Annotated in this window: 17 protein-coding genes; 9 read left to right on the forward strand and 8 right to left on the reverse strand. The window is 60.5% G+C overall.

The features are described 5' to 3' along the window. Window positions 1–7: 7 nt before the first annotated feature. The 5 genes from mmsA to araD all read left to right on the forward strand — a co-directional run bounded on the left by mmsA (window position 8) and on the right by araD (window position 7,176). The gene (gene mmsA / locus FHT28_RS02830) at window positions 8–1,546 is read left to right on the forward strand and encodes a multiple monosaccharide ABC transporter ATP-binding protein (RefSeq protein WP_047638707.1); all 1,539 of its coding nucleotides are present in this window, start codon (window positions 8–10) and stop codon (window positions 1,544–1,546) included. Then, entirely contained in the window at window positions 1,543–2,751 is a 1,209-nt protein-coding gene (gene mmsB / locus FHT28_RS02835) for a multiple monosaccharide ABC transporter permease (protein WP_037194979.1), read from the forward strand. Before mmsA ends, mmsB begins: the two co-directional genes overlap by 4 nt. A 117-nt stretch (window positions 2,752–2,868) precedes the next feature. Then, window positions 2,869–3,867: an AraD1 family protein gene (gene araD1, locus FHT28_RS02840; RefSeq protein ID WP_037195415.1), complete on the forward strand. Its 999-nt coding sequence runs from the start codon at window positions 2,869–2,871 to the stop codon at window positions 3,865–3,867. A 66-nt stretch (window positions 3,868–3,933) separates the two neighbouring features. Continuing rightward, window positions 3,934–5,367 (forward strand): aldehyde dehydrogenase family protein, encoded by a 1,434-nt coding sequence (locus FHT28_RS02845; RefSeq protein ID WP_168595512.1) that lies wholly within the window; start codon window positions 3,934–3,936, stop codon window positions 5,365–5,367. Window positions 5,368–5,430: 63 nt separating this feature from the next. After that, window positions 5,431–7,176: an L-arabinonate dehydratase gene (gene araD / locus FHT28_RS02850; RefSeq protein WP_047562535.1), complete on the forward strand. Its 1,746-nt coding sequence runs from the start codon at window positions 5,431–5,433 to the stop codon at window positions 7,174–7,176. 162 nt (window positions 7,177–7,338) lie between these two features. Here araD and FHT28_RS02855 read toward each other — a convergent pair whose 3' ends face one another. Next, on the reverse strand, window positions 7,339–8,799 hold the full coding sequence (locus FHT28_RS02855; protein WP_168595513.1) for an MFS transporter: 1,461 nt from the start codon (window positions 8,797–8,799) through the stop codon (window positions 7,339–7,341). 146 nt (window positions 8,800–8,945) lie between these two features. Between FHT28_RS02855 and FHT28_RS02860 the strand changes: the two genes are divergently transcribed. After that, a complete protein-coding gene (locus tag FHT28_RS02860) occupies window positions 8,946–9,866 on the forward strand; it encodes a LysR family transcriptional regulator (RefSeq protein WP_168595514.1) in 921 nt (306 codons plus the stop codon). 125 nt (window positions 9,867–9,991) lie between these two features. Here the strand turns inward: FHT28_RS02860 and FHT28_RS02865 are convergent, their stop codons facing one another. Genes FHT28_RS02865 through FHT28_RS02875 form a run of 3 tightly spaced genes read right to left on the reverse strand, consistent with a single transcriptional unit; the run spans window position 9,992 to window position 13,181 of the window. Continuing rightward, window positions 9,992–10,810, reverse strand: coding sequence for a transglutaminase family protein (locus FHT28_RS02865; RefSeq protein ID WP_037194967.1), 819 nt, complete (start codon window positions 10,808–10,810; stop codon window positions 9,992–9,994). Between the two features lie 12 nt (window positions 10,811–10,822). Beyond that, window positions 10,823–11,764 carry an alpha-E domain-containing protein gene (locus tag FHT28_RS02870; RefSeq protein WP_037194965.1) on the reverse strand — a complete coding sequence of 314 codons (942 nt, stop codon included), beginning with the start codon at window positions 11,762–11,764 and terminating at the stop codon, window positions 10,823–10,825. 7 nt (window positions 11,765–11,771) lie between these two features. Beyond that, on the reverse strand, window positions 11,772–13,181 hold the full coding sequence (locus tag FHT28_RS02875) for a circularly permuted type 2 ATP-grasp protein (RefSeq protein WP_047562550.1): 1,410 nt from the start codon (window positions 13,179–13,181) through the stop codon (window positions 11,772–11,774). A 399-nt stretch (window positions 13,182–13,580) separates the two neighbouring features. Here FHT28_RS02875 and FHT28_RS02880 point away from each other — a divergent pair, with 399 nt between their 5' ends. Next, window positions 13,581–14,474: a DMT family transporter gene (locus FHT28_RS02880; RefSeq protein WP_168595515.1), complete on the forward strand. Its 894-nt coding sequence runs from the start codon at window positions 13,581–13,583 to the stop codon at window positions 14,472–14,474. Window positions 14,475–14,523: 49 nt separating this feature from the next. Here the strand turns inward: FHT28_RS02880 and FHT28_RS02885 are convergent, their stop codons facing one another. The 3 genes from FHT28_RS02885 to FHT28_RS02895 all read right to left on the reverse strand — a co-directional run bounded on the left by FHT28_RS02885 (window position 14,524) and on the right by FHT28_RS02895 (window position 18,598). Next, window positions 14,524–16,164: a DEAD/DEAH box helicase gene (locus FHT28_RS02885; RefSeq protein ID WP_047562555.1), complete on the reverse strand. Its 1,641-nt coding sequence runs from the start codon at window positions 16,162–16,164 to the stop codon at window positions 14,524–14,526. 380 nt (window positions 16,165–16,544) lie between these two features. Then, window positions 16,545–16,868, reverse strand: a complete 324-nt coding sequence (locus FHT28_RS02890; protein ID WP_092575842.1) for a hypothetical protein — start codon at window positions 16,866–16,868, stop codon at window positions 16,545–16,547. Window positions 16,869–17,011: 143 nt separating this feature from the next. Beyond that, on the reverse strand, window positions 17,012–18,598 hold the full coding sequence (locus FHT28_RS02895; protein ID WP_168595516.1) for a trimethylamine methyltransferase family protein: 1,587 nt from the start codon (window positions 18,596–18,598) through the stop codon (window positions 17,012–17,014). Window positions 18,599–18,813: 215 nt separating this feature from the next. On the opposite strand from FHT28_RS02895, the gene FHT28_RS02900 reads away from it, so the two are divergent. Beyond that, complete coding sequence (locus FHT28_RS02900) at window positions 18,814–22,062, forward strand: response regulator (protein ID WP_168595517.1); 3,249 nt, start codon at window positions 18,814–18,816, stop codon at window positions 22,060–22,062. Here the strand turns inward: FHT28_RS02900 and mnmD are convergent. Further along, entirely contained in the window at window positions 22,059–22,793 is a 735-nt protein-coding gene (gene mnmD, locus FHT28_RS02905) for a tRNA (5-methylaminomethyl-2-thiouridine)(34)-methyltransferase MnmD (protein ID WP_168595518.1), read from the reverse strand. The genes FHT28_RS02900 and mnmD overlap by 4 nt on opposite strands. Here mnmD and FHT28_RS02910 point away from each other — a divergent pair. Then, entirely contained in the window at window positions 22,792–23,976 is a 1,185-nt protein-coding gene (locus tag FHT28_RS02910; protein ID WP_168595519.1) for an FAD-binding oxidoreductase, read from the forward strand. The two genes, mnmD and FHT28_RS02910, sit on opposite strands and share 2 nt — an antisense overlap. The last annotated feature ends 97 nt before the right edge of the window (window positions 23,977–24,073 follow it).

Below are 24,073 nucleotides of genomic sequence, written 5' to 3' on the forward strand. Positions count from 1 at the left end.
ATAGACAATGGACAATACCATCCTCGAAATGCGGACAATCACCAAGTCGTTCCCCGGTGTGAACGCCTTGGAAAATGTCAATCTGAAGGTCCGCCAGGGCGAAATTCATGCCCTTGTCGGTGAAAATGGGGCAGGCAAGTCCACCCTGATGAAGGTGCTTTCGGGCGTCTACCCGGCCGGGACCTATGACGGCGACATCTACTATGACGGCGCGGTTCGGCAGTTCAAGACCATCAAGGACTCCGAAGAGATCGGCATCATCATCATCCATCAAGAGCTCGCGCTCGTGCCGTTGCTGTCGATTGCCGAAAACATTTTCCTGGGCAATGAAGTCGTCGCCAATGGCATGATCAATTGGCAGGAAACCTTCACCCGCACCAAAAAGCTCCTTGCCAAGGTAGGTCTCAAGGAATCTCCGAACACGCTCGTGACCGACATCGGCGTCGGCAAGCAGCAGCTCGTCGAGATCGCCAAAGCCCTCTCGAAGAGCGTCAAGCTGCTCATTCTCGATGAGCCAACGGCATCGCTAAACGAAAGCGATTCCGATGCGCTCCTTAATCTCCTGATCGAGTTCCGCAATCAGGGCATCACCTCGATCATCATCACGCACAAGCTCAATGAAGTGCGCAAGGTGGCCGACGAGATCACGGTGCTGCGCGACGGCATGACGGTAAAGACGCTGAACTGTCACGAAGAAGAGATCAGCGAAGATATCATCATCCGCAACATGGTCGGACGCGAGCTGGCCGACCGCTATCCGCCTCGCTCGGTTCCGATTGGTGAGACCATCTTCGAAGTGAAGAACTGGAATGCCTTCCATCAACAGCATCGCGACCGCCAGATCCTGCACGACATCAATGTCCATGTGCGCAAGGGCGAAGTGGTCGGCATCGCTGGCCTGATGGGCGCGGGACGCACCGAATTCGCCATGAGCGTCTTCGGCAGGTCCTATGGCCACAAGGTCAGCGGCGAAGTCTTCCTCGAAGGCAAGCTGGTTGATACCAGCACGGTGCGGAAGGCGATTGATGCCGGTCTTGCCTATGTGACCGAGGACCGCAAGCAACTTGGTCTGGTTCTGTCGAACAGCATTCTCCACAATACGACGCTTGCCAATCTGCTTGGCGTGTCCAAGGCGACCGTCATCGACGATGTGCGGGAGCTGCAGGTGGCGACTAACTATCGCTCCAAGCTGCGCATTCGCTCGGCCGGCGTTTTCCAGGAGGCGGGCAACCTGTCCGGCGGCAACCAGCAGAAGGTGGTGCTGTCGAAATGGTTGTTCTCCGATCCGGACGTGCTCATCCTCGATGAGCCCACGCGCGGCATCGACGTCGGCGCAAAATACGAAATCTATTCCATCATCAACCAGCTTGCCGCCGACGGAAAGGGCGTTCTGATGATTTCATCGGAAATGCCCGAGCTTCTCGGCACTTGCGACCGAATCTACGTCATGAACGAGGGTCGCATCGTCGCCGAACTGCCAAAGGCAGAGGCGAGCCAGGAGAGCATCATGCGCGCTATTATGCGCTCAGGGGAGAAGCATCAATGAGTTCGGCCAACCCAGCCACGGAAACAAGCCACGTCGTCTCCGTTGGCGATCATATCCGCAACAATATTCGCGAATACGGCATGTTGATCGCGCTCGTGGTGATCATGCTGTTGTTCCAGTGGCTGACCGGCGGCGTGCTGTTCAGGCCGCAGAACCTGACCAACCTCGTTCTACAGAACTCGTTCATCGTCATCATGGCGCTGGGCATGCTGCTGGTGATTGTGGCTGGACATATCGATCTGTCTGTCGGCTCCGTTGTCGGCTTCGTTGGCGCGGTCGCCGGCGTGCTGGTCGTGCAGATGCACATGAACCTGGCGCTCGCGACGGTCATTTGTCTTCTGATGGGTGCCGCAGTTGGCGCCTGGCATGGATATTTCATCGCCTATCACCGTATTCCGTCGTTCATCGTGACACTGTCAGGCATGCTGGTTTTCCGCGGCTTGACCTACGCCATCATCAATACGACCGGCAACGGCAGCAGCATCGGTCCGTTTCCGCCGGCATTCCAGATCGTCGCAACCGGCTTTATTCCCGACTTCGCCGATATCGGCGGCATCCATTCCACGTCGATCTTGCTGACCGTCGCCATCCCGATCGTCATGTTCTTCCTGTCGTGGCGTCGCCGCAGCGTGAATGAGCAGCACGGTATCGATGTCGAGCCATTCAGCTTCTTTGTCGGCCAGAATCTGGTGGTTGCCGCTGCGGCCATCTTCATCGGCTACCAGATTTCCTCCTACAGAGGATTGCCGAATGTTCTGATCCTCATGCTGCTGCTGATCGCACTCTACGCCTTCGCCACGCAGCGCACCACGATCGGCCGTCGCATCTATGCCATGGGCGGCAATGAGAAGGCGACGAAGCTTTCCGGCATCGATACAAGACGCCTGACGTTCTACACCTTCATCAACATGGGCATTCTTGCCAGCATCGCCGGCATCATCATCGCCACGCGTCTGAACTCGGCAACGGCCAAGGGCGGTGATGGTCTCGAACTCGACGTGATCGCCGCCTGCTTCATCGGCGGTGCCTCGGCTTCCGGCGGCGTCGGCAAGGTAACGGGTGCCGTCATCGGTGCATTGATCATGGGTGTCTTGAACCAGGGCATGTCGATCCTTGGCTACCAGACGGACTCGCAGAAGATGATCAAGGGCGCCGTCCTGCTCGCTGCCGTGTTCATTGACGTCTACAACAAGAACAAGGGCTGATCGCTTAAGCGACCGGCCGAAACTTTAAAACCAAATCCATGACAGAGTCCGGCTCTCGCTGAGAGCCGGAACGGTAAATTGCATCCGTTCTCTGTCTGATAGGAAAGGATGAAAGATATGCTCATCTCGCAGATCAAGGGTTCGAACGGCGAGATCGTCGTTGCGGTCCGCAACGGGCCGGGCGATGCTGCCAAGGCTGTCGCCAATGCCGGCAGCGTCTACGCACTGGCAATGGAAGCTGCCGATAGCGGCAAGTCGCTTGTCTCCGTCATTGAAGCACATGGCTTCGGCGAGACGATCGATCTGGAAAAAGCCTATGCCGAAGGTCGCTTCCTGGCGCCGATCACCCATCCCGACGCTGCCCACCTGCATCTGACGGGCACCGGCCTGACGCATCTCGGCTCGGCCGCCACCCGCGACTCCATGCACAAGAAGACGACCGAAGCCGCTGAGGAGACGCTGACCGACTCCATGAAGATGTTCAAAATGGGCATCGAGGGCGGCAAGCCGAAAGCCGGCGAGAAGGGCGTGCAGCCGGAATGGTTCTACAAGGGCAATGGCTATGGTGCCGCTGCGCCGGGCGCTGCACTCGTATCTCCGTCCTTCGCGCTTGACGGCGGCGAAGAGCCTGAAATGGCTGGCATCTACATCATCGCCAAGGACGGCACGCCGTTCCGCATCGGCTTTGCGCTCTCGAACGAATTTTCCGATCACGTTACCGAGCGGATCAATTATCTCTATCTTGCCCATTCCAAGCTGCGCCCGGCGAGCTTCGGGCCGGAAATCCGCATCGGTGCAGCGCCTGAAGATATCCGCGGCACGTCGCGCATCAAGCGCGGCGACAAGGTGATCTTCGAAAAGCCCTTCCTTTCGGGGGAGGCGAACATGTCGCACACGTTCGCAAATCTCGAATATCATCACTTCAAGTACGGCCTGTTCCGCACCCCCGGCGATGTGCATGTGCACATGTTCGGCACTGCGACACTCTCCTTTGCCGAGGGCATCAAGCCGGAGGCGGGCGATGTGTTCGAAATCGAAGTCGCCGAATTTGGCCTGCCGCTGCGCAATCCGCTCGCGGTTGCCGCCGAAGAGAATGTGGCTGTTCGCCAGCTGTAAGTCGTCGAGCCTGGCCGCAAAGGATCGGCCGGGCATCTCTAACACGATCCAGGAAGGCATGAAGCCATGACCATTCATCAGAATCTGATCGCCGGCGAGTGGACCGGCACGACCGGCGCCGAAAACATCAATCCGTCAGACACCAACGAGATCGTCGGCCTCTATGCAAGCGCCAGCGTTCAGGATGTCGCCGACGCCGCCGCCGCCGCGAAGGCAGCGTTTCCGGCTTGGTCGCGCTCCGGCATTCTCGAGCGCCACTCCATCCTGAGAAAAACCAGCGACGAGATCCTTGCGCGCAAGGACGAACTCGGCGCGCTGCTTGCCCGAGAGGAAGGCAAGACCTTGCCCGAGGCGATCGGCGAGACGATTCGCGCCGCGCAGATCTTCGATTTCTTTGCCGGCGAGGCGCTGCGTCTTGCGGGCGAGGTGCTTCCCTCCGTTCGCCCGAATATCGGCGTCGAGATCACCCGCGAGCCGCTCGGCGTCATCGGCATCATCACGCCCTGGAATTTCCCGATCGCCATTCCGGCATGGAAGATCGCGCCGGCGCTCTGCTACGGCAACACCATCGTCTTCAAGCCGGCCGATCTCGTCCCCGGCTGCTCCTGGGCTATCGTCGATATCCTTCATCGCGCCGGCTTGCCGAAGGGGGTCTTGAACCTCGTCATGGGCAAGGGCTCGGTCGTCGGCCAGGCGATGCTGGATAGCCCGGTTCTCTCCGGCATCACCTTCACCGGTTCGGTCGGCACGGGCAAGCGCGTGGCACTCGCCTCCGTCGAGCACGGCCGCAAGTACCAGCTCGAAATGGGCGGCAAGAACCCGATGGTCGTGCTTGACGATGCGGACCTCACGGTTGCCGTCGAGGCGGCCGCCAACTCCGCCTTCTTCTCGACCGGCCAGCGCTGCACGGCCTCGTCGCGCCTGATCGTCACCGAGGGCATTCACGACAAGTTCGTGGCGGCGCTGACGGAGAAGCTGAAGACGCTGAATGTCGACAACGCCACCAAGGCCGGCACGCATATCGGCCCGGTCGTCGATGCCAAGCAGCTGAAGACCGACACCGACTATATCGAGATCGGCCGCCAAGAAGGCGCCAAGCTCGCCTTCGGCGGCGAGCTTATCAGCCGCGACACGCCCGGCTTCTACTTGCAGCCAACGCTATTTACGGAAGCGACGAACCAGATGCGCATCAGCCGCGAAGAGATCTTCGGGCCGGTCGCCTCGGTTATCCGGGTGAAGGATTACGAGGAAGCGCTTGCCGTTGCTAACGACACGCCATTCGGCCTGTCTTCCGGCATCGCAACGACAAGCCTGAAATACGCAACGCATTTCAAGCGCAATGCCGAAGCCGGCATGGTGATGGTCAACCTGCCGACGGCGGGCGTCGATTTCCATGTGCCGTTCGGCGGCCGCAAGGGTTCGTCCTTCGGTCCGCGCGAACAGGGCAAATATGCCGCCGAGTTCTTCACCACGGTCAAGACCGCCTACACGCTGGCTTGACCGCCGACTTCAAAGCCCGGGCGCGAACGAGGTGGCCCGGGCGACGCAAAAGGTACCAATACTATGAAGAAAAAAGCTGAATGGCCGCGCCGACTGCGCTCCTACGACTGGTTCGGCGGCACCGGCAAGAACGCGATCATGCATCGCTCGTGGATGAAGAACCAGGGCCTGCCGGCCGACACCTTCGACGGCCGTCCGATCATCGGCATCTGTAATACCTGGTCGGAGCTGACGCCCTGCAACGCGCACTTACGCGATCTTGCCGAGCGCGTGAAGCGCGGCGTCTATGAAGCCGGTGGCTTCCCGGTCGAATTTCCGGTTTTCTCCGTCGGCGAAAGCACGCTGAGGCCGACGGCGATGATGTTCCGCAACCTCGCGGCCATGGACGTCGAAGAGGCGATCCGCGGCAATCCGGTCGATGGCGTCGTGCTGCTCGGCGGCTGCGACAAAACCACGCCGAGCCTCTTGATGGGTGCGGCTTCCGTCGATATCCCGGTCATCCTCGTTTCCGGCGGGCCGATGCTGAACGGCAAATGGCGCGGCAAGGATGTCGGTTCCGGCACGGCGGTCTGGCAGTTCTCGGAAATGGTCAAGTCCGGCGAGATGTCGCTGGAGGAATTCATGGACGCGGAGCAGGGTATGGCCCGCTCGGCCGGCAGCTGTATGACCATGGGCACGGCCTCGACCATGGCGTCGATGGCCGAAGCGCTCGGCATGACGCTGCCTGGCAATGCCGCCATCCCGGCGGTCGATGCCCGCCGTCGCGTCATTTCGCAGCTTTCGGGCCGTCGCATCGTCGACATGGTCAAGGAGGACCTGAAGCCTTCCGACATCCTGACCAAGGAAGCCTTCGAGAACGCCATCCGCGTCAACGGTGCCGTCGGCGGTTCGACCAATGCGGTGCTGCACCTTCTGGCGCTCGCTGGCCGCATCGGCGTCGACCTGTCGCTCGACGACTGGGATCGTCTGGGCCGCGAAGTGCCGACCATCGTCAACCTGCAGCCCTCGGGCAAGCATCTGATGGAAGAGTTCTACTATGCCGGCGGCCTGCCCGTCGTCATCAAGGCGGTTGGCGACATGGGCCTGCTGCATAAGGACGCCATCACCGTCACCGGCGATACGATCTGGGCCGGCGTCAAAGATGTCGTCAACTACAATGACGATGTCATCGTTCCCAGAGAAAAGGCGCTGACGCAATCGGGCGGTATCGCGGTTCTGCGCGGCAATCTCGCGCCGAAGGGTGCGGTGCTGAAGCCATCAGCCGCTTCGCCGCATCTGATGCAGCACAAGGGCCGCGCCGTGGTCTTCGAAAGCATCGAGGACTACCACGCCCGCATCAACCGCGACGATCTCGACATCGACGAGAATTGCATCATGGTGCTGAAATACTGCGGCCCGAAGGGTTACCCGGGGATGGCCGAAGTCGGCAACATGGGCCTGCCGCCGAAGGTGCTGAAAAAGGGGATCACCGACATGATCCGCATTTCCGATGCGCGCATGTCCGGCACCGCCTACGGCACCGTCATCCTGCACACAGCTCCGGAAGCCGCCGATGGCGGACCTCTGGCGTTGGTTCAGAACGGCGACTTGATCTCGGTCGACGTGCCGGCCCGCACGATCCAGCTCGAGGTTTCCGACGAGGAACTGGCCAAGCGCCGCGCTGCCTGGGTCTCCCCGGTCAAGCCGCTCACCGGCGGCTACGGCGGCCTCTATGTGAAGACCGTCATGCAGGCCGATACCGGCGCTGACCTGGACTTCCTGGTTGGCGCACGCGGCTCGGAAATCCCGAACAATCGCGACAGTCACTGAGATTGCTGTTTGGAATTTGGGAGGGGCGGGACGCAAGTTCCGTCCCTTTTTGATATGTGGAATATTTCCTTTCGCATAACTTTGAGTTTTGCGACAGGAAATGTCGGGCTTTCAAAGGTGGTGATTTTGTTGCGAAGAATGGGACACTGGCCACAACGCACTTTACTGTGGGCTGTCGTATGGATGTTGTTGCCGCGACATTCGGAGCCGGATGAATATTGCAAGGCCAAGGATGACCGCGACCAGATTGTAGATAATTGCAATCGAAAAGGCCTCTCCGTAGGCATTTTCTGCAAGATGGGCCGAGACGGTTGTCCCGTCAACGTGCTCCAGCACATTGAATAGAATGGTTCCAACGATCGTCACGCCAAAGGCGGAGCCGGCGATCTGCATGGTGCTGAACGCACCGGACGCCATCCCAGCCTCCTTACTGGAGACGGTGCTCAGGATCATGTTGAGGAGAAGGGGAACGACAATGCCCTGGCCCAATCCCTGAAGAACAACCGAAGCGCTCAGTGCCAAGATATAAAGGCCACCGGCAAGTTCCGACAGAACGGCGGTTAGCAATCCCGCTGCAAAGACGAACATGCCGAAGAACAGAGTCCAGTACTCCCCCTGCTTTGCGAGCAGCCCCGAGAGAAGCGAGCCAATGAAAAACGCGACCGTCGATGGAACAAAAAAAGTTCCGGCTTCCAGCGCGGTCTGCTCGAGGCCGACCTGCAATAGGATTGTCAAAGACAAGGAGAACGAGCCGATCGCCGAGAAAAATAGGAATGCTGCGAAGACTCCAAGGACGAAGCTTTTCTTTTTGAAGAGAGAGATATCGATGATGGGTATGCCGCCGCGCCGCGCCAGCCGGGCTTCGTAGGAGACGAAGCACATGAATACGGGAAGCGATAGCAGGGGGGCGACAATTGCCCACCAGGGCCAATGATAGTCCTGCCCGACCATCACCGGCAACAGGATCAAGGTCAGCGCGGAAGTTCCCAAAACGGCTCCCCATAAATCGAGGGTCGTTGATGCGACTGCCCTGGTCTCCACGATCATCCATTTTCCAGCGATCAACGCATAGCACGCGACTGGAAGGTTGACGAGAAAGACAAGGCGCCAGCCAATATCCCCGATATTGAGCACAAGCAAATATCCTCCGACCACCTGAGACGCCGCACCGGCAATACCTTGGACCGCACCCATCACCGAGAACGCCTTTCGGCGACCTTCGCCCTCAAAGAGTACCCGTAGCGAAGCATAGACCTGCGGCATCAGGAGCGCCGCACCAATACCCTGGACCGCGCGTGCGCTGATAAGGCTCCAAGACGAAAACGCGAGAGCGCACAATAGCGACCCAAGCGCAAAGATCGCCATGCCGACGAGAAACAGCTTCCGCCGCCCGTAGAGATCGCCCAGACGGGCTCCGTTAAGCAGCAAAGCACCATACGTCAGGCTATAAGCCACCATGATGAGTTGCAATTCCGCATTGGATGCATGAAGCCGGCGTTGGATGTCGGGTAACGCAATATTAACGATAAACAGGTCGAGGATGGTGAGGAAGTTCCCGGTCAGAAGAACGGCCAGTGAAGACCAGGCTCCCGCTTTCTCCGTTTCAACCGATACTGAGGTCATCTGTGTTCCCGCGTGATCGAGCTTGCGGCAGGAATCGAGTATCGGTGCCTGCAAAGCTGAAGTCGAAGGATATTTTATCTTTAATGTTGATAAAATACGGGAAATAGAACTACTTAAAGGACAAAATTTCTTCAATTGGAGACGTCATGGAAAGCTTGACGGGCATTGCCGCGTTTGTTCACGCCGCCGAACAGCAGAGCTATGTGGCAGCTGCACGCATCACGGGGGCATCTCCATCCGCCATTAGCAAGGCGGTAGGCCGTCTCGAAGCACACCTCGGGGTGCGGCTCTTCAATCGCACGACACGTAGCATGAGCCTGACCGAGGAGGGCGTGGTGTTCTATGAACGCTGCAAGCGTATCCTTGAAGACCTTGGAGATGCCGAGGCGGTCATTCTTCAGAGTCGGAACCGACCAGCAGGACGCTTACGCGTCAGTATGCCTCATATCGTCGGGCATCATCTCTTCATGCCGATCCTGCGATCCTTCGTCGAATCCTTCCCGGAGATCGAGCTGGACATTGATTTCGAGGATCGGGTGGTGGATCTCGTTGCCGAGGGAGTGGATGTCGTTGTCCGCAGCGGTGAGCTGGCCGATAGTGGATTGATCGCCCGCGTCCTCGGACAGCAGCATTTCGTTGTCTGCGGGAGCCCCGAATATGTCCAGCGACGAGGCCGCCCGCAGACACCGGCTGATCTTGCCGGGCATGCCTGCATTCACTTCAAATATCCATCCAGCGGACGCATTGCGCTCTGGGCATTCCGGACTCCCCACGACCGGCTTATCCTGCCAAGAAACCTCATCTTCAACAATACTGACGCAGGATTGCGGGCGACTTTGGACGGGCTGGGGCTTTCCCATCTGCCCGCCTATGTCGCGGAGCCATACATCCAGACCGGCGTGCTCATCCCGGTTCTTACGTCGTTCATGATTCCTTTCGGTTCGCTCTCCCTCGTCTGGCAATCCAATCGCCAACTTTCACCGAAGGTTCGTGCTTTTGTGGATTTCATGGTTGCAAGTCTGACTTCCCAAGGTGGGACCTTCCAACCGGCTACGGCATTGTCGTGAAGACTCCTCTTAAAGCCGGGTTTTTGCGACTGAATCTCACGACGCTATTAAAACTGGCATTCTGCAAAAGTTGAGTATGCAGAACGCTCAGCAAAGATATCTTCGGCAGACTGAATTCCCACAAATCAGCTCTGGCTTTGGCTCTGCCCCTGGCTCGCGACCGTTACTTTCACCGTCAGGCTTTCGCCCGGCGTGCCCACGCGCATGCCGGAGACGGGGGCGGCGTCGCGGTAGCAGAGGCCGGTGGCGATGCGAACGTAGCGTTCGTCGGGGCAGACGTCGTTGGCAGGGTCGAAGCCGACCCAGCCGAGGCCGGGAATATGCGCTTCGGCCCAGGCGTGGGTGGCGGCTTGTTCGTTCTTGCCTTCCATCATGAGATAGCCGGAGATGTAGCGCGCTGGAATGCGCAATGCGCGTGCGGCGGCGATGAAGATATGGGCGTGGTCCTGGCAGACGCCGCTCTTGCTTTCCAGCGCCTGCTCGGCTGTTGTTTCCGTGTCGCTGGTGCCGGGCTTGTATTCGACCGTCTGATGAATTGCGCTCATCAGCGCGTGCATCTTGCCGAGTTCATTGTCTCCGGAGATGCCTCGCAGCATCTCCTTCGTCAGCTTGCCGGCCTTGGTGCGCGGAGTGTCCCGCAGGAAGAGCCAGAGCGGACCGAAGCCGCTATGCGGGCCGATAACACCGTTCACGTCCTGCGTTTCTATCTCGCCGGTAGCGACGATCCGGGTCGAATCCTGCTCGCCGTCGAGCGAGACGAGCGTTACGCGATTGGCGAACTGGTCATCATATTCGACTTCCGGACGCGCGCCTTCCACCGTGAGCTTCCAGTCATGGACCGTCTGGCCGATGCCGGTCAGCGGCGTCAGCCGCAGGCGCTGCAGCGAGAACTGCGACGGTTCGTCGTAGCGATATTCCGTGATGTGGCTGATCGTCAGTTTCATAATGTCGCCCGCTTACTCATAGAACCGGTAGCCGTCGGAAATCTCGGCGCCGAGCTTGTTGTTGCGCGCGACGAAATCCTCCAGGAATTCATGCAGCCCCTGATCCATGATGTTCTTGATCGTGAGGTTCTGCAGCAACTGACGAATGGCTTCGGCAGTATCGTTTGCAGGCAGCCTCGTCTCGTATTCGGCGCTGAGAAAGCTGATGTTACCGACGATCTTCTCATAACAATAGGCGAGCGACCGCGGCATCTGACCGTTCAGGATCAGGAAGTCGGCGATGTTGGCCGGCTTGTATTCGGGATCGTAGGCCCATTTGTAGGCCCGGTGCGCCGAGACGGATCGCAGGATCGATTCCCACTGGGCGTTATCGAGCGAAGAACCGACATGGGAGACCGACGGCAGCAGGACGTAATATTTTACGTCGAGGATGCGGGCCGTATTGTCGGCGCGTTCGATGAAGGTGCCCATGCGGGCGAAGTTATAGAGCTCGTTGCGCAGCATCGAACCGTGGAAGGCACCGCGGATCAATCCGGCACGGCGCTTGATGACGTCGATCGTCTCCGGCAGTTCGGCTGTTTTCAGCCGCTTGCCGAGCAAGGCCTTAAGCTCGATCCAGCATTCGTTGGTCGCTTCCCAGGTGTCGCGGGTCAGCGCCGTGCGCACCATGCGGGCATTGTTGCGGCCATATTCGATGCAGGACATGACGCTCGACGGATTGGAGCGGTCGCGCATCAGATAGTCGATCGCGTCGGCGCCCGTGAGTTTGCTGTGCACTTCGTCATAGGCTTCGCGCACGCCGGCGCTTTGCAGGACGCCGTCCCAATCGTCTTCCACTGCGCCGCTGCGCGTCAGCGACATGCGCTGGCCGGCATCGACGAGGCGGGCTATGTTTTCGGCTCGCTCGATGTAACGGAACATCCAGTAGAGGCCATTCGCGGTTCTTCCAAGCATGTCCGTTTCAGTCCTCCAGAACCCAGGTATCTTTGGTGCCGCCGCCCTGGCTGGAATTGACCACCAGCGAGCCTTCCTTCAGCGCCACGCGGGTCAGGCCGCCGGGGATGATCCGCACCTTGTCGGAAACGAGAACATAGGGGCGCAGGTCCACATGGCGGGGCGCGATGCCTTTGTTGACCAGGATCGGCACCGTCGACAGGGAAAGGGTCGGCTGGGCGATGTAATTGTTCGGCCTGCTCTTCAGCTTCTCGGCGAATTCCGTCCGCTCCTTCTTCGAGGCGGTCGGTCCCACAAGCATGCCGTAGCCGCCGGAGCCATGCACTTCCTTGACGACGAGATCGGCCAGATTGTCCAGCACGTATTGCAGGCTGTCGGGCTCCGAACAGCGCCAGGTCGGCACGTTTTCGAGGATCGGCTTGCGGCCGGTGTAGAATTCGACGATCTCCGGCATGTAGGAATAGATTGCCTTGTCGTCGGAAATACCCGTGCCAGGCGCATTGGCGATGGTGATGCCTCCGGCGCGATAGACATCCATGATGCCGGGAATGCCGAGGGCGGATTCCGGACGGAAGGTGAGGGGATCGAGGAAATCGTCGTCGACGCGGCGGTAGAGCACGTCGATGGCTTCATAGCCTCGCGTGGTGCGCATCTTCACCTTGCCGTCGATGATGCGCAGATCCGAGCCTTCGACCAGCTCCACGCCCATCATGTCGGCCAAAAAGGAGTGCTCGTAGTAGGCCGAATTGTAGATGCCGGGCGTCAGCACGGCGACGCGGGGCTTGCCCTTGCAGCCGGGAGGGGCGAGCGAGGCGAGGCTCTGGCGCAGCAGCAGCGGATAGTCCTCGACGCGCTGCACCTTGTTCTGGTGAAACAGCTCGGGGAACATCTGCATCATCGTTTCGCGGTTTTCCAGCATGTAGCTGACGCCGGACGGCGTGCGGGCATTGTCCTCGAGCACGTAGAACTGGTCTTCGCCCGTGCGCACGATGTCCGTGCCGACGATATGCGTGTAGACGCCGCCCGGCGGGCGAAAGCCGATCATCTCGGGCAGGAAGGCGTCATTCTTCTCAATCAGCTCGCGCGGGATGCGCCCGGCGCGGATGATTTCCTGCTTGTGATAGATGTCATGGAGGAAAGCGTTGAGGGCGATGACCCGCTGTTCGATGCCCTGGGCGAGCTTGCGCCATTCGCGACCGGAGATGATGCGGGGGATGATATCGAAGGGGATGAGCTTTTCCGAGGAGTCTGCGTGTCCGTAGACTGCGAAGGTAATTCCCGTCTTTCGGAATATGTTTTCCGCATCTCGGGATTTGGCAATGAGATGGCCTCTGTCCTGGCCGGAGTACCATTCGAAGTATTTTTGGTAAGGTTCGCGCGGACTTTCATCCGCAGTAATCATTTCATCAAATGCCAAAGGTGCGGTCCCCGTGTTTTTACCCATTTGAATACAACGGTTTTTACAATGCAAGAAGTATGCGCAGTTACCGATACAAATTTCGCAGCGCGGAAAAATGCCGGATTTGCGGGCATTTAAGGGTGGCGCTGCCGTTATTCGTCGAACCTTGTCGCAGGACTCAGATCAAAATTTGAGCATCTGCTTCATTCGAAGACTGAACGCCTAGGTGGCAGATGAGGTTTCCTAAGCCTGGGCGATCGTGAGCGCGGGGTGAAGAAAAATTGATGGCTGCTTTCAGCAGATGGATTTTGACGGTTCCGCCGCCATCGTCTATCAGCCTTTAGCTCCCCGCGCGACACTCCGAATTCGACTCCGATTCCGGCTTCCGCGCATCAAACGCACATCGGTCAGCCTTCCATGTCCCTCGATAAATTCGCGCCGGCGATCTTCGTCGTTCTCTGGTCCACCGGCTGGATCGTTGCCAAATACGCCTCGCTGCATTCAGGTCCGTTCACCTTTCTGATGATCCGCTACAGCCTGTCGGCGCTTGCCTTCGTGCTGCTCTGTTCGGTTACCGGCGCCCGGTGGCCGCGCGATTGGTCGAGCGTGTTTCGGGCTGTTTATTCCGGTATCTTCCTGCACGGCATCTATCTCGGCGGCCTCTGGTGGGCGATCGCCCAGGGTGTGCCGGCCGGCATGGCCGGCATCATCGCGGCCCTGCAGCCATTGATGACGGCCATGGCGGCGCCGTTTCTCGTCGGCGAGCGCCTGCAGCCTGTCCAGCGTCTTGGCCTGCTGCTCGGATTTATCGGTATTGCGATCGCCATCTCGCCGAAGCTGCTGACGCCGGAGACGGCCAATCTCTGGCAGGCCGTGGTTCCGCTTGCTGTCAATCTACTGGCGATGGCATCGGTAACCTACGGCACCCTTTACCAGAAACGCTATCTGCAAACCGGCGATCTTCGCACCATTGCAACGTTGCAATATGTCGGCGCTTTGATCGTCACCGTGCCGCTGGCTTTCATATTCGAGGGCCTGCATTTTGACGGCACGCAGACGGCGATCCTGTCTCTTCTCTGGTCGGTCTTCGGTCTGTCGATGGGCGGGGTCGGCCTGCTGCTTTATCTCATCCGCCGAGGCCAGGTCTCGCGCGCCGCATCGCTGATCTATCTGATGCCGCCGGCAGTCGCCATCGAAGCGGCGATCGCCTTCGGCGAGCCGCTGACCCTGCCGATCATCATCGGTACGGCCGTCGTGGTGATCGGCGTCTACCTGACCAACCGGCGTACAGCGGATGTTGTGCCGGAATAGGCATCATAGGTTATAAAAAAGGGGGCCGATCGACCCCCTTTGTATTCGTTCAAGCGCGTTCGCGGCGCTGGCCGCCGTTGCCCGGGCCGCGGCGCTTCATGCCGCCGTCCTTGCGCTGTTCGCCCTGAGCGTTCTGGCCACGATCGTCGTGGCGACCCGTGGGGCGGCCGTGCGCGTGGCGGGGACCGCGATGGGCGCCGGCTTCGTGGGCAGCACCATTGGCATTTGCGTGGCCATTGTGCTGCGGCTTCTTGGCCGGACGGAAATCGGATGTCGACGTGAGATCATTGTCCACTTCCGGGCGCGGCGTGCGCTCGTCGCGACGTTGGCCGCGGAAGTCGGCATTGCGATTGTTTTCGCGCTGCGGACGACGTTCCTGACGCTCGCCGTTATGGGCGCGGGCTTCGCCGGCTTCGCCCTCGCGATGAGGACGGCGAGCCGGACGTGCGGGACGGCCTTCGGGACGTCCCTGACCCGCACCACCACGACCTTGGCCTGGGGCCTGACCGCCACGACCGCCTGCGCGGTTGTTGGCGCGAACCGGGCGGCCGCGATCGGCCGGAGCCTCGCCGCTGGCAACGGCGATATCGATGGCCATCAGGCGTTCGATGTCGCGCAGCAGGCGGATTTCATCCGGAGCGCAGAAGGCGATGGCGATGCCGTCGCGACCGGCGCGCGCCGTGCGGCCGATGCGGTGGACGTAGGCGTCAGGCACTTCCGGCAGATCGTAGTTGTAGACATGCGTGACGCCGGGGATGTCGATGCCGCGGGCAGCGACGTCGGTGGCGACGAGAACGCGGACTTCGCCGTCACGGAAGCCCTTGAGGGCACGCTCGCGCTGACCCTGGCTCTTGTTGCCGTGGATGGAGGCGGCGGCAAAGCCGACATGTTCGAGATGCTTCATCAGCTTCTCGGCGCCATGCTTGGTGCGCAGGAAGACCATGGCGCGGCCATCCGGGTTGGCGGAAATCGTTTCCTTGAGGATCTCGGTCTTATGGTTCTGACCGGAAACGAAGTGGACATACTGCTCCACCTTGTCGGCGGCCTTGCCGGGAGGCGAGACTGCGACCGTGACCGGATTGGTCAGGTATTCGGAAGCGAGATCGGCGATTGCCTTCGGCATGGTGGCCGAGAACAGCATGGTCTGACGCTTGGCCGGGACCATCTTTGAGATCTTGCGCAGATCGTGAATGAAGCCCAGGTCGAGCATCTGGTCGGCTTCGTCAAGGACGAGGTAGCTGACCTGGCCGAGCGACAGTGCGCGGCGGCTGATGAGGTCGAGCAGGCGGCCGGGGGTGGCGACGAGAATATCGGTGCCGCGCTCGAGCTGGAGCTGCTGCTTGTTGATGGAGGCGCCACCGACGACGACGTTGATCCTGAGCGCCGTCTTGCGGACGAAGAGCTTCAGGTTGTCGGCGATCTGGTTCACCAGTTCGCGGGTGGGGGCGAGGATCAGGGTGCGGACGGTGCGGTTGTCGGGGCGCTTGGCGTCCTTCAACAGCATTTCGATGATCGGCAGGCCGAAGGCGGCAGTCTTGCCGGTGCCAGTCTGGGCGAGGCCGATGAGATCGCGGCCCTGGAGAACAAGCGGGATAGCCTGAGCCTGGATTGGCGTCGGCGTCGTGAAATTGTTCTGCGACAGCGTATCGACGATCTGCTTGGAGAGACCAAGCGAGTTAAAATCGGTCAATTCAGTACCTTTCGGGGCGCCAAAGCAAATAGGCCGGATCGCACCATGCGGTCCGGTCTGTCTCTGGCGTCAAGAACCCCGCGTGAAGTGGGAACTTGTAAGTTGGAAAAAGCTTTCCAGCGCATCTGACCGCCTTGGGTGCGGTCTCGTTATCTAAAGCGCTTTTGTCCTTCTCTTGCGTACGTCTAAGTCCCGCAGGGCACGCTCACGCGGCGGCCGGAAGGTGAAAGCTGAGCCGCATTTGGTCTTATTCCCGGCCAAAGTCAAGAGGGCGCCGGAAGCTTTCCTTCATGGACATACAAATACCGCCGGAAATCCGGCGGCATCTTCGGCTCTGGAATTCTGATAGGCGCATTCTTGGCGCGGTGGCGTTTCAAGCCTCAACGGCAGACCTCGACACGGTAGGCACGGCCCCAGCCATCGTGACGCCATGCCCAATAGCAGCTCGGATAGGGGCGCACATAGACCCGTTCATAGGCTGGGCCTTCGTAATACGCCGGATATTCAGAATAGTAGGCGGGATAGGCCGGGTATGCCGGTCGTACCGCTTCGGCCGCCAGAGCGCCGCCGACGACACCGGCGGCAAGGCCGCCGAAGAATGCGCCGCGATCGGAGGCGCTGGCATTGGTGGCGGTTACGGCGGCAGCGCTGCCGAGCGTCAGCGCGATCATGCCGGCCGTGGTTAAAGTGCGAAGCAAAGACATCGAAATCCCTTTCCCAAAAAGAGGCCTCCAAGCCGAAGCCGAGCTTGACGGTGCGCGGGAAACGGGGCGAAGTCGCGGCTAGAAAGACGGCCGCGACATTAAATTTTGTTCATGATGGAATAGGTAAACCTATTGATTTCCCTTTAGAAATCTGTGGGAACGCCGCCTTCTTGCTTGCGCCTGGCCACGAAGGCGTCGAGCTCTTCCTCGATTGCCGGATCAAGCGGGGGACGCTCATAGCGGGCGAGCGTTTCCTTGAAGACGCGGTTGGCATGATCGTAGGTTGTCGGCCTCCCGGCTTCGGTCCAGGTCTCATAATTTCGCCAGTCCGAGAGGATCGGGGAATAGAAGGCGGTCTCATAGCGGGCAAGCGTGTGCGCTGTGCCGAAATAGTGTCCGCCGGGGCCGACGTCGCGCACGGCGTCGAGCGCCAGGGCGTCGCTGCTGACATCCAGCGGCGTCAGGAATTCGGCGACCATCTGCAGCATATCGACATCGAGGATGAACTTCTCGAACGAAGCCGTCAGGCCACCTTCGCTCCACCCGGCGGCATGCAGCACGAAATTGCCGCCGCCCTGGGTCAGGGCCCAGAGAGAAAGCGCCGATTCGTAGGCCGCTTGGGCGTCGAGCGTGTTGGAAGCGTTGGTGTTCGAGGTTCGGTAGGGGATGCCATAGCGGCGGGCGAGCTGGCCGCCGCAGATGACAGCCTTCATGTATTCCGGCGTGCCGAAAGCAGGCGCGCCCGTCTTCATGTCGACGTTCGAGGTGAAGCCGCCGTACATGACCGGCGCGCCTTTGCGTACCATCTGGGTGAAGGCGATGCCGCACAGTGCTTCGGCATTCTGCTGCACCAGCGCGCCGGCAATCGTCACCGGCGCCATCGCACCCGCCAAGGTAAACGGCGTGACGACCACCACCTGTCCGCGCGACGACATTTCGATGATGCCCTGCAGCATCGGCCCGTCAAGGCGCAGCGGCGAGGAGGAGTTGATGATGGTGAAAAGCGACGGCTCGCGCTCCATCTGCTCCATGCTAATGCCGCGTCCGATGCGGGCGATCTCGATCGCGTCGAGATTGCGCTGCTTGCCGAGCGAATAGCAGTGGAACGCCTTGTCGGTGAGCTTCACGATGTCGGACAGGCAGTCGAGATGGCGCACCGATGCATGGATATCGATGGGCTCGACGGGATAGCCGCCGGTCATGTGGATGATGTCGAAGGACTGGGCAAGCTTGATCAGCTTGCGGAAGTCTTCCTGATTGCCGGCTCTCCTGCCACCTTCGCGATCGGCGACGAAGGGAGCCGAGGCGACCTGGGCGAAGACGAGGTTGCGGCCGCCGATCTCGACGTTTCTAAGGGGATTGCGGGCATGGAGGGTAAAGGTCGAGGGCGCGGAGGCGATCAGCTCAAGGATCAGGTTGCGGTCGAAGCGGACGCGCTCCTTGCCCGGCGTGACGTCGGCACCGGCTGCCTTCATGCGGTCGCGCGCTTCCGGCAGGATGATATCCATGCCGATCTCTTCGAGGATGGTCAGCGATGCCTCGTGAATGTCGTCCAGGGTTTCGGGCGACAGAAGCTCCGTGCGGGCGAGATTGTTGACGAGATTGAGATACTTCGCGCCGCTCGGCTTGCGGCTGCGTTCGCCGCCGCGCCCGCCTGTCCGTCTTCGCCGTTCGACTGGAGCCGCCGCGGTCTCCGATTCGTTCAGGGCCAGGCTATCTTCGTCGCTCATAGTGCTCGCTCCCAATTGTCCGCCGGAGGATTCTTGGCAGAGTTTAGAGCGCCGTGCCGCCGTCGTTTGCGACGAAGGCATGACCGTTATAGGATAGTGCATGGCCTGAACGCGACGTTGCATGCCGGGTTAAACATGGTTAACGCGTTGTTAAAGCGATTTGTGATAGAGCGTCGTTTCATGAACTATCGTGTGCGGTGAGAAGAGAGATCCCGTTGAATCTGGACGGTGAACTGCTGGAGATGGCCTGCCGCCGGATCGCCAATCTGGATAGGCCGGCCTATATCAAGAACAGCGAGCTGCGCTACGTCGCCGTCAACGAGGCCTATGCGCGCTTCTTCCAGCGCGATATCTCCGATTTCATCGGCAACCGCAGCCACGATGTGCTCGACGCCGTCGAAAGCGCCGACCGGGAAGACAGGGAGCGGCGTGCGCTCGTCTTCGGCTCCGAGGAGACGGCGCTCTGCTTCGATCCCACGGGTCGTCAGCGCGCCCGCATGCAGATCGAAAGCTTTTCACCTTCGGAAGACCGCGTCTATGTGTTCGGCATGTCTGTCGACGCCCCGGCCGCATCCGACGATATCTCGACTGACGGGAAAGAGGGTGGGAGCCTCGATGAGGTCGGTTTTTTCCGCACAGTTCTGGAGGATCTGCCGGTTGCGACCTTCGTGCGCGATGCCAACCACCGGCTGATCTATGCCAACGCGGCTCATGCCGCCATCACCGGGCTCGACCGCGAGGAAATGCTTGGCAAGACCGAGCATGAGATGTTCGATGTCGGCGCGGATGACTTCTTTGCCGAAAACGAGGTCGCGCTGAAGGACGGGCGTGGGCACGAATTCGAAAGCGAAATGGTGGATCGGCAGCAGATCAAGCATCCTGTCAAGATCCGCGTCAACCGCGCCGTAACATCCGATGGCGGCCACTATGCCGTTGGCTCCATAACCGATACATCGGCGCTGAGGCAGCGAGAAACGCAATTGATGGAGGCGCAAGCCCGCGCCGAGGCGCTGCATCAGGATCTCGACAATACTCTCCGTTCGATGCCGATCGGGGTTTTGATCCACAACAGCGACTACATCGTGGAATACGTCAACGATGCCTGCTACGACATTTGGGGGTTCTCCAAGGACGAGCGTTTCGAAGGCCGGCCTTATCGCGATCTCATCGCCAAGCACTTCGAGCTCGAGCGCTTCGGCTCCGACTACCGTAGCGTCGACGACATCTATGAGGCGCGCCTGGCCGCCCTGCGCAAGGCAGGGCCGCATCTGCAGACGGAAGTGAATTTTGCCGACGGCAAGTCCGTCATCATCGATGCACGCCGTATTTCGAATGGCCGGACCTTGGTGTCCTACACGGATATTTCTTCCGTGCGACAGAAATCCCAGGAGATCACCGAGACCCGCCTGGCGCTGGAGCGCCTTGGGGGGTTGATGGCCGACGCGATGCAGGCCATGTGTCAAGGGCTCCTGATCGTGCAGGACGGCGTGATCGTGCTGGCAAACGAAACGCTGAAGGACATGCTGAAGCTGCCGGCGGAAAGCCTGGAGGTCGGCAGGAACTGGTCGGTCGCGTTCGATTATTGCGCCGGACGGGGCGATTTCGGCGACGATCCGGAGACCGTGCGCGAGTGCTGGGGCGAGAGCATCGCGGCCGGCAAGCCGATCTCTGCCGTGTTCCAGGTCGTCGGCGACCGGTGGATGCAGCTCGATGCCGCGGTCGGCGAGCATCGCCGTTGGATCGTCGTGCTGACGGATGTCACCGAAATGAAGGAGCGCGAAGCGGATCTGCAGCTTCTGCTGGCTCGCAGCAATGCGGCGGATCGTGCGAAGTCCGAATTCCTGACGAATATGAGTCATGAAATCCGCACGCCGATGAACGGAGTTCTGGGCATGGCGGAATTGCTTGGCAAGACCGATCTCGACGCCCGGCAGAAGACGTTTGTCGACATCATCGTCAAGTCGGGTACCGCCCTTCTGACCATTATCAACGATATTCTCGACTTCTCGAAGATCGACACCGGCGAAATGCATCTGCGCAAGGTGGCATTCGATCCGGTGGAGGCGGTCGAGGATGTTGCGACGCTGATGGCGGCTGCCGCGGCGGAGAAGCATATCGAATTGCTGGTGCGCACAGCGCCCGGCGTGCCTGCCGCGATGCTTGGGGATGCCGGGCGTTTCCGCCAGATCGTCACCAACCTCGTCGGCAACGCGATCAAATTTACCGAGCGCGGCCATGTATTGGTCGAACTGGATAGCCAGTCGTCCCCCGGAAGCGACTCGGTGCTGACGCTGCGCGTCGAGGACACGGGGATAGGCATTCCCGATGAAAAGCTCGATACCATTTTCGAGAAGTTCTCGCTGGCGGATTCATCCTTCGCGCGCCGTCTCGAGGGCTCCGGCCTCGGTCTCTCTATCACGGCCGGTCTGGTCGATCTTTTCGGCGGTTCGCTCTCAATCGAAAGCGAATGGGGCAAGGGATCGGTCTTCACCGTCGATCTGCCTATGCCGCTGGTTGCCGAGCGCGGCAAATCTCCGGATCTGCCGGCCAACGTCAAGGGCGTCGGCATCCTGGTCGTGGAAGACAATGAGATCCATCGGCGCATATTGACCGGGCAATTGGCGCAATGGGGGTTCGACGGCTACGCGGCCGAGGACGGCAAGACCGCGCTCGCCATTCTGGACGCCGCTTTCGACATGGGCGTGCCTGTTGATGCCCTGATCATCGATTACAGTATGCCCGGTATGAACGGCTATCAGGTCGCGCGTGCCGTTCGCGCCGATTCGCGCTTCGACTCAGTGCCCATGATGTTTCTCACATCGATGGGTGTTGTCGGCTACGACAAGGAGTTCACGGCCGTCAACGGCCAGGTGCATCTGATGAAGCCGGTGCGCGCCAATGTGTTGCGCAGCACGATTATCGACGTCGTGCGCACATCGCGCCGGCGGAAGACCAACGGCCAGACAGGCGCCGGTGTCAGATCATCGCCGCTGGAGGCTGAAGCCGCTGCCGCGATCGGGACCACCGAACAGATGGCCTCGCCAAAACCCGGCAATGCCATCGACGTTCTCGTCGCCGAGGACAATGAGGTAAATCAGATCGTGTTCACGCAAATTCTGCAGGCGACGGGCCTGCGCTTCCTCGTCGTAGAGAACGGTCAGGCGGCTGTGGATGCATGGCGCCAGTTGCGGCCGTCGATGATCCTGATGGACGTCACCATGCCCGTCATGAATGGCCATCAGGCGACGCGAATGATCCGGCAGGTCGAGGCGCAAGTCGGACAGGGTTGGCACGTGCCCATCATCGGGGTCACGGCGCATGCGCTGGATGTGGATCGCGTGATGTGCATGGAGGCGGGCATGGACGACTGCCTGTCGAAACCGATCAGCCCCGAGCTTCTCGAGGCCAAGATGCAGCGTTGGCTTGGCGATGCGGCTCTTCAGGCCGATCGCTCCAGCAGTTAAGCCGGCTTGACCCCGCAGAGCATTTCCCGCTTGCCGGCAAAGCCCTGCCGCCGCTCCACGACGAAGCCTGCCGCCTGCAGATTGCGGCGTACGAAACCGGCGGCCGCGTAGGTGGCGAAAGTGCCGTTCGCAGCCGTCTTGCCATGGAGCTCCTGCATGAGTTCCGGCGACCACATGTCGGCATTTCGCGAGGGCGCGAACCCGTCGAGATACCAGGCATCGAAGCCTGGTTGCGCGTTGCGCACGCCATCGAGCGCCGGGCCGCAGGCGACGGTCAGGCGCGTGTGGGCGTCGAGCCTCAGCGATACCATGCCTTGTGGATCGCTTGGCCAGGCGGCAACGAGGGCCTGGCGTTCGCTGTCGATCTCAGGCCAATGCGACAGGGCGCGATCGATCTCCTCAGCCCGCATCGGGTAAAGCTCGAAGGACATGAAATGCAGTTCAGAGCCCGATGTCGCTTGCTGGCGCCATTGACGCCATGTCTCGCAGAAGTTCAGGCCGGTGCCGAAGCCCAATTCGCCGATGAGGAAGTTCCGTGCGTGCTGCCAGCGGGCCGGCAAGCCGTTGCCGGCCAGAAAGACATGGCCGCATTCCAGCCGGCCATCGGTCTGGCAATAAAAATGGTCGCCAAAAGCCGTCGAATAGGGCATATCGCCGTCGCGCCATTCGAGCTCTGGGCTTGCCGCATTGGTTTCGGACGCCTTCGTCCGATCGGAAATTGGATCTGTCATGGAAAGAGCCGATAATCCCCAAAGACCAGCCCGTCAATCATCCGTCGATCTGCTGATCGGCGGCGGCGGCATTATGGGCCTGTGGGCGGCTGTTCATGCCGAACGCCTCGGCATGCAGGCACTGCTCGTCGATGCCGGCCGCTTCGGGCAGGGCGCAAGCGGCGGCCTACTCGGCGCGCTGATGCCGCATATGCCGGACAAATGGTCCGTGAAGAAGCAGTTTCAATTCGATGCGCTCGTATCTCTGGAAAAGGAAATTGCGGCCTTGGAGGCGGCGACCGGGCTTTCTGCCGGGTACCGAAGGGCCGGTCGGCTGATCCCGCTGCCGAAGCCGCATTTGCTGGAGATCGCGCGCGGTCATTCGCGGGATGCCGAAACGCATTGGCATCAGGATGGGCGTGAGTTTCACTGGCATGTGCTGGGCGCTGCACCCGTTCAGGGCTGGATCGATCCGTCGGCTGGCGGAAGCGGTTTCGTCTTCGATACGCTCGCAGCCCGTGTTGCCCCGCGGGCCCTGCTGAAAGTCCTGGTGAACTTTCTTGCCGGGGCCAGGCATGTGCGGCTGATGGAGGGCTTGCGCATCGATGGCATCGATCCGGAGAGGGGTGTGGCGACCACGAGCGAGGGCGATATCCGCTTCGGACGCTGCATCCTTTCGGCCGGGCATGATTCCTTCCCTATATTGGACCTGCTGACGCATGGCCGTCAATCGTCTCTGGGCCAGCCAGTAAAGGGTCAGGCCGCCTTGCTGAAGACGAATGTCGACGGCAGCCTTCCGGTGATCTTTCGCGACGGTCTCTATATCGTCCCGCATGAGGGCGGGCTCGTGGCGATCGGCAGCACCAGCGAGAATCGCTTCGACGACCCACTGTCGACGGACGGCCAATTGGATGACTTGCTGATCGCGGCCCGCGCCATGGCGCCGATTCTGGCCGATGCGGAGGTCCTCGAACGCTGGGCGGGCCTGCGGCCGAAGGCGGTTGATCGTGACCCGATGGTGGGCGCGCATCCCGACCATCCGTCCCTGATCGCATTGACCGGCGGCTTCAAGGTCAGCTTCGGACTGGCACACCGGCTGGCCGAGGCGGCGGTGCGGGAGGCGGCGGATATGGCCTGTTGCTTCAAGTTGCCGCAGACATTCACGTTAGCGAGCCATATTGCCGTCGTATCACGCAAAACGTGAATATACGCCCCTTCAGGTCGTCAATCTGTCACGCAAATCACCTATCTCCTTGGCCGTTAGCACCCGGCTCGGTCAGCCGGTTTATTGCGCCCTGGAG

The sequence above is a fragment of the Rhizobium sp. SG570 genome, from assembly GCF_012275345.1.
Lineage (GTDB): Bacteria > Pseudomonadota > Alphaproteobacteria > Rhizobiales > Rhizobiaceae > Rhizobium > Rhizobium lusitanum.

What these genes read in the sequence shown, in the direction of transcription:
- FHT28_RS02890 (WP_092575842.1), bottom strand. Translation starts at nt 16,868, where the DNA reads ATGTCTTTGCTTCGCACTTTAACCACGGCCGGCATGATCGCGCTGACG.
- mmsB (WP_037194979.1), top strand. Translation starts at nt 1,543, where the DNA reads ATGAGTTCGGCCAACCCAGCCACGGAAACAAGCCACGTCGTCTCCGTT.
- FHT28_RS02855 (WP_168595513.1), bottom strand. Translation starts at nt 8,799, where the DNA reads ATGACCTCAGTATCGGTTGAAACGGAGAAAGCGGGAGCCTGGTCTTCA.
- FHT28_RS02860 (WP_168595514.1), top strand. Translation starts at nt 8,946, where the DNA reads ATGGAAAGCTTGACGGGCATTGCCGCGTTTGTTCACGCCGCCGAACAG.
- FHT28_RS02870 (WP_037194965.1), bottom strand. Translation starts at nt 11,764, where the DNA reads ATGCTTGGAAGAACCGCGAATGGCCTCTACTGGATGTTCCGTTACATC.
- mmsA (WP_047638707.1), top strand. Translation starts at nt 8, where the DNA reads ATGGACAATACCATCCTCGAAATGCGGACAATCACCAAGTCGTTCCCC.
- araD1 (WP_037195415.1), top strand. Translation starts at nt 2,869, where the DNA reads ATGCTCATCTCGCAGATCAAGGGTTCGAACGGCGAGATCGTCGTTGCG.
- mnmD (WP_168595518.1), bottom strand. Translation starts at nt 22,793, where the DNA reads ATGACAGATCCAATTTCCGATCGGACGAAGGCGTCCGAAACCAATGCG.
- FHT28_RS02880 (WP_168595515.1), top strand. Translation starts at nt 13,581, where the DNA reads ATGTCCCTCGATAAATTCGCGCCGGCGATCTTCGTCGTTCTCTGGTCC.
- FHT28_RS02865 (WP_037194967.1), bottom strand. Translation starts at nt 10,810, where the DNA reads ATGAAACTGACGATCAGCCACATCACGGAATATCGCTACGACGAACCG.
- FHT28_RS02910 (WP_168595519.1), top strand. Translation starts at nt 22,792, where the DNA reads ATGGAAAGAGCCGATAATCCCCAAAGACCAGCCCGTCAATCATCCGTC.
- araD (WP_047562535.1), top strand. Translation starts at nt 5,431, where the DNA reads ATGAAGAAAAAAGCTGAATGGCCGCGCCGACTGCGCTCCTACGACTGG.
- FHT28_RS02895 (WP_168595516.1), bottom strand. Translation starts at nt 18,598, where the DNA reads ATGAGCGACGAAGATAGCCTGGCCCTGAACGAATCGGAGACCGCGGCG.
- FHT28_RS02845 (WP_168595512.1), top strand. Translation starts at nt 3,934, where the DNA reads ATGACCATTCATCAGAATCTGATCGCCGGCGAGTGGACCGGCACGACC.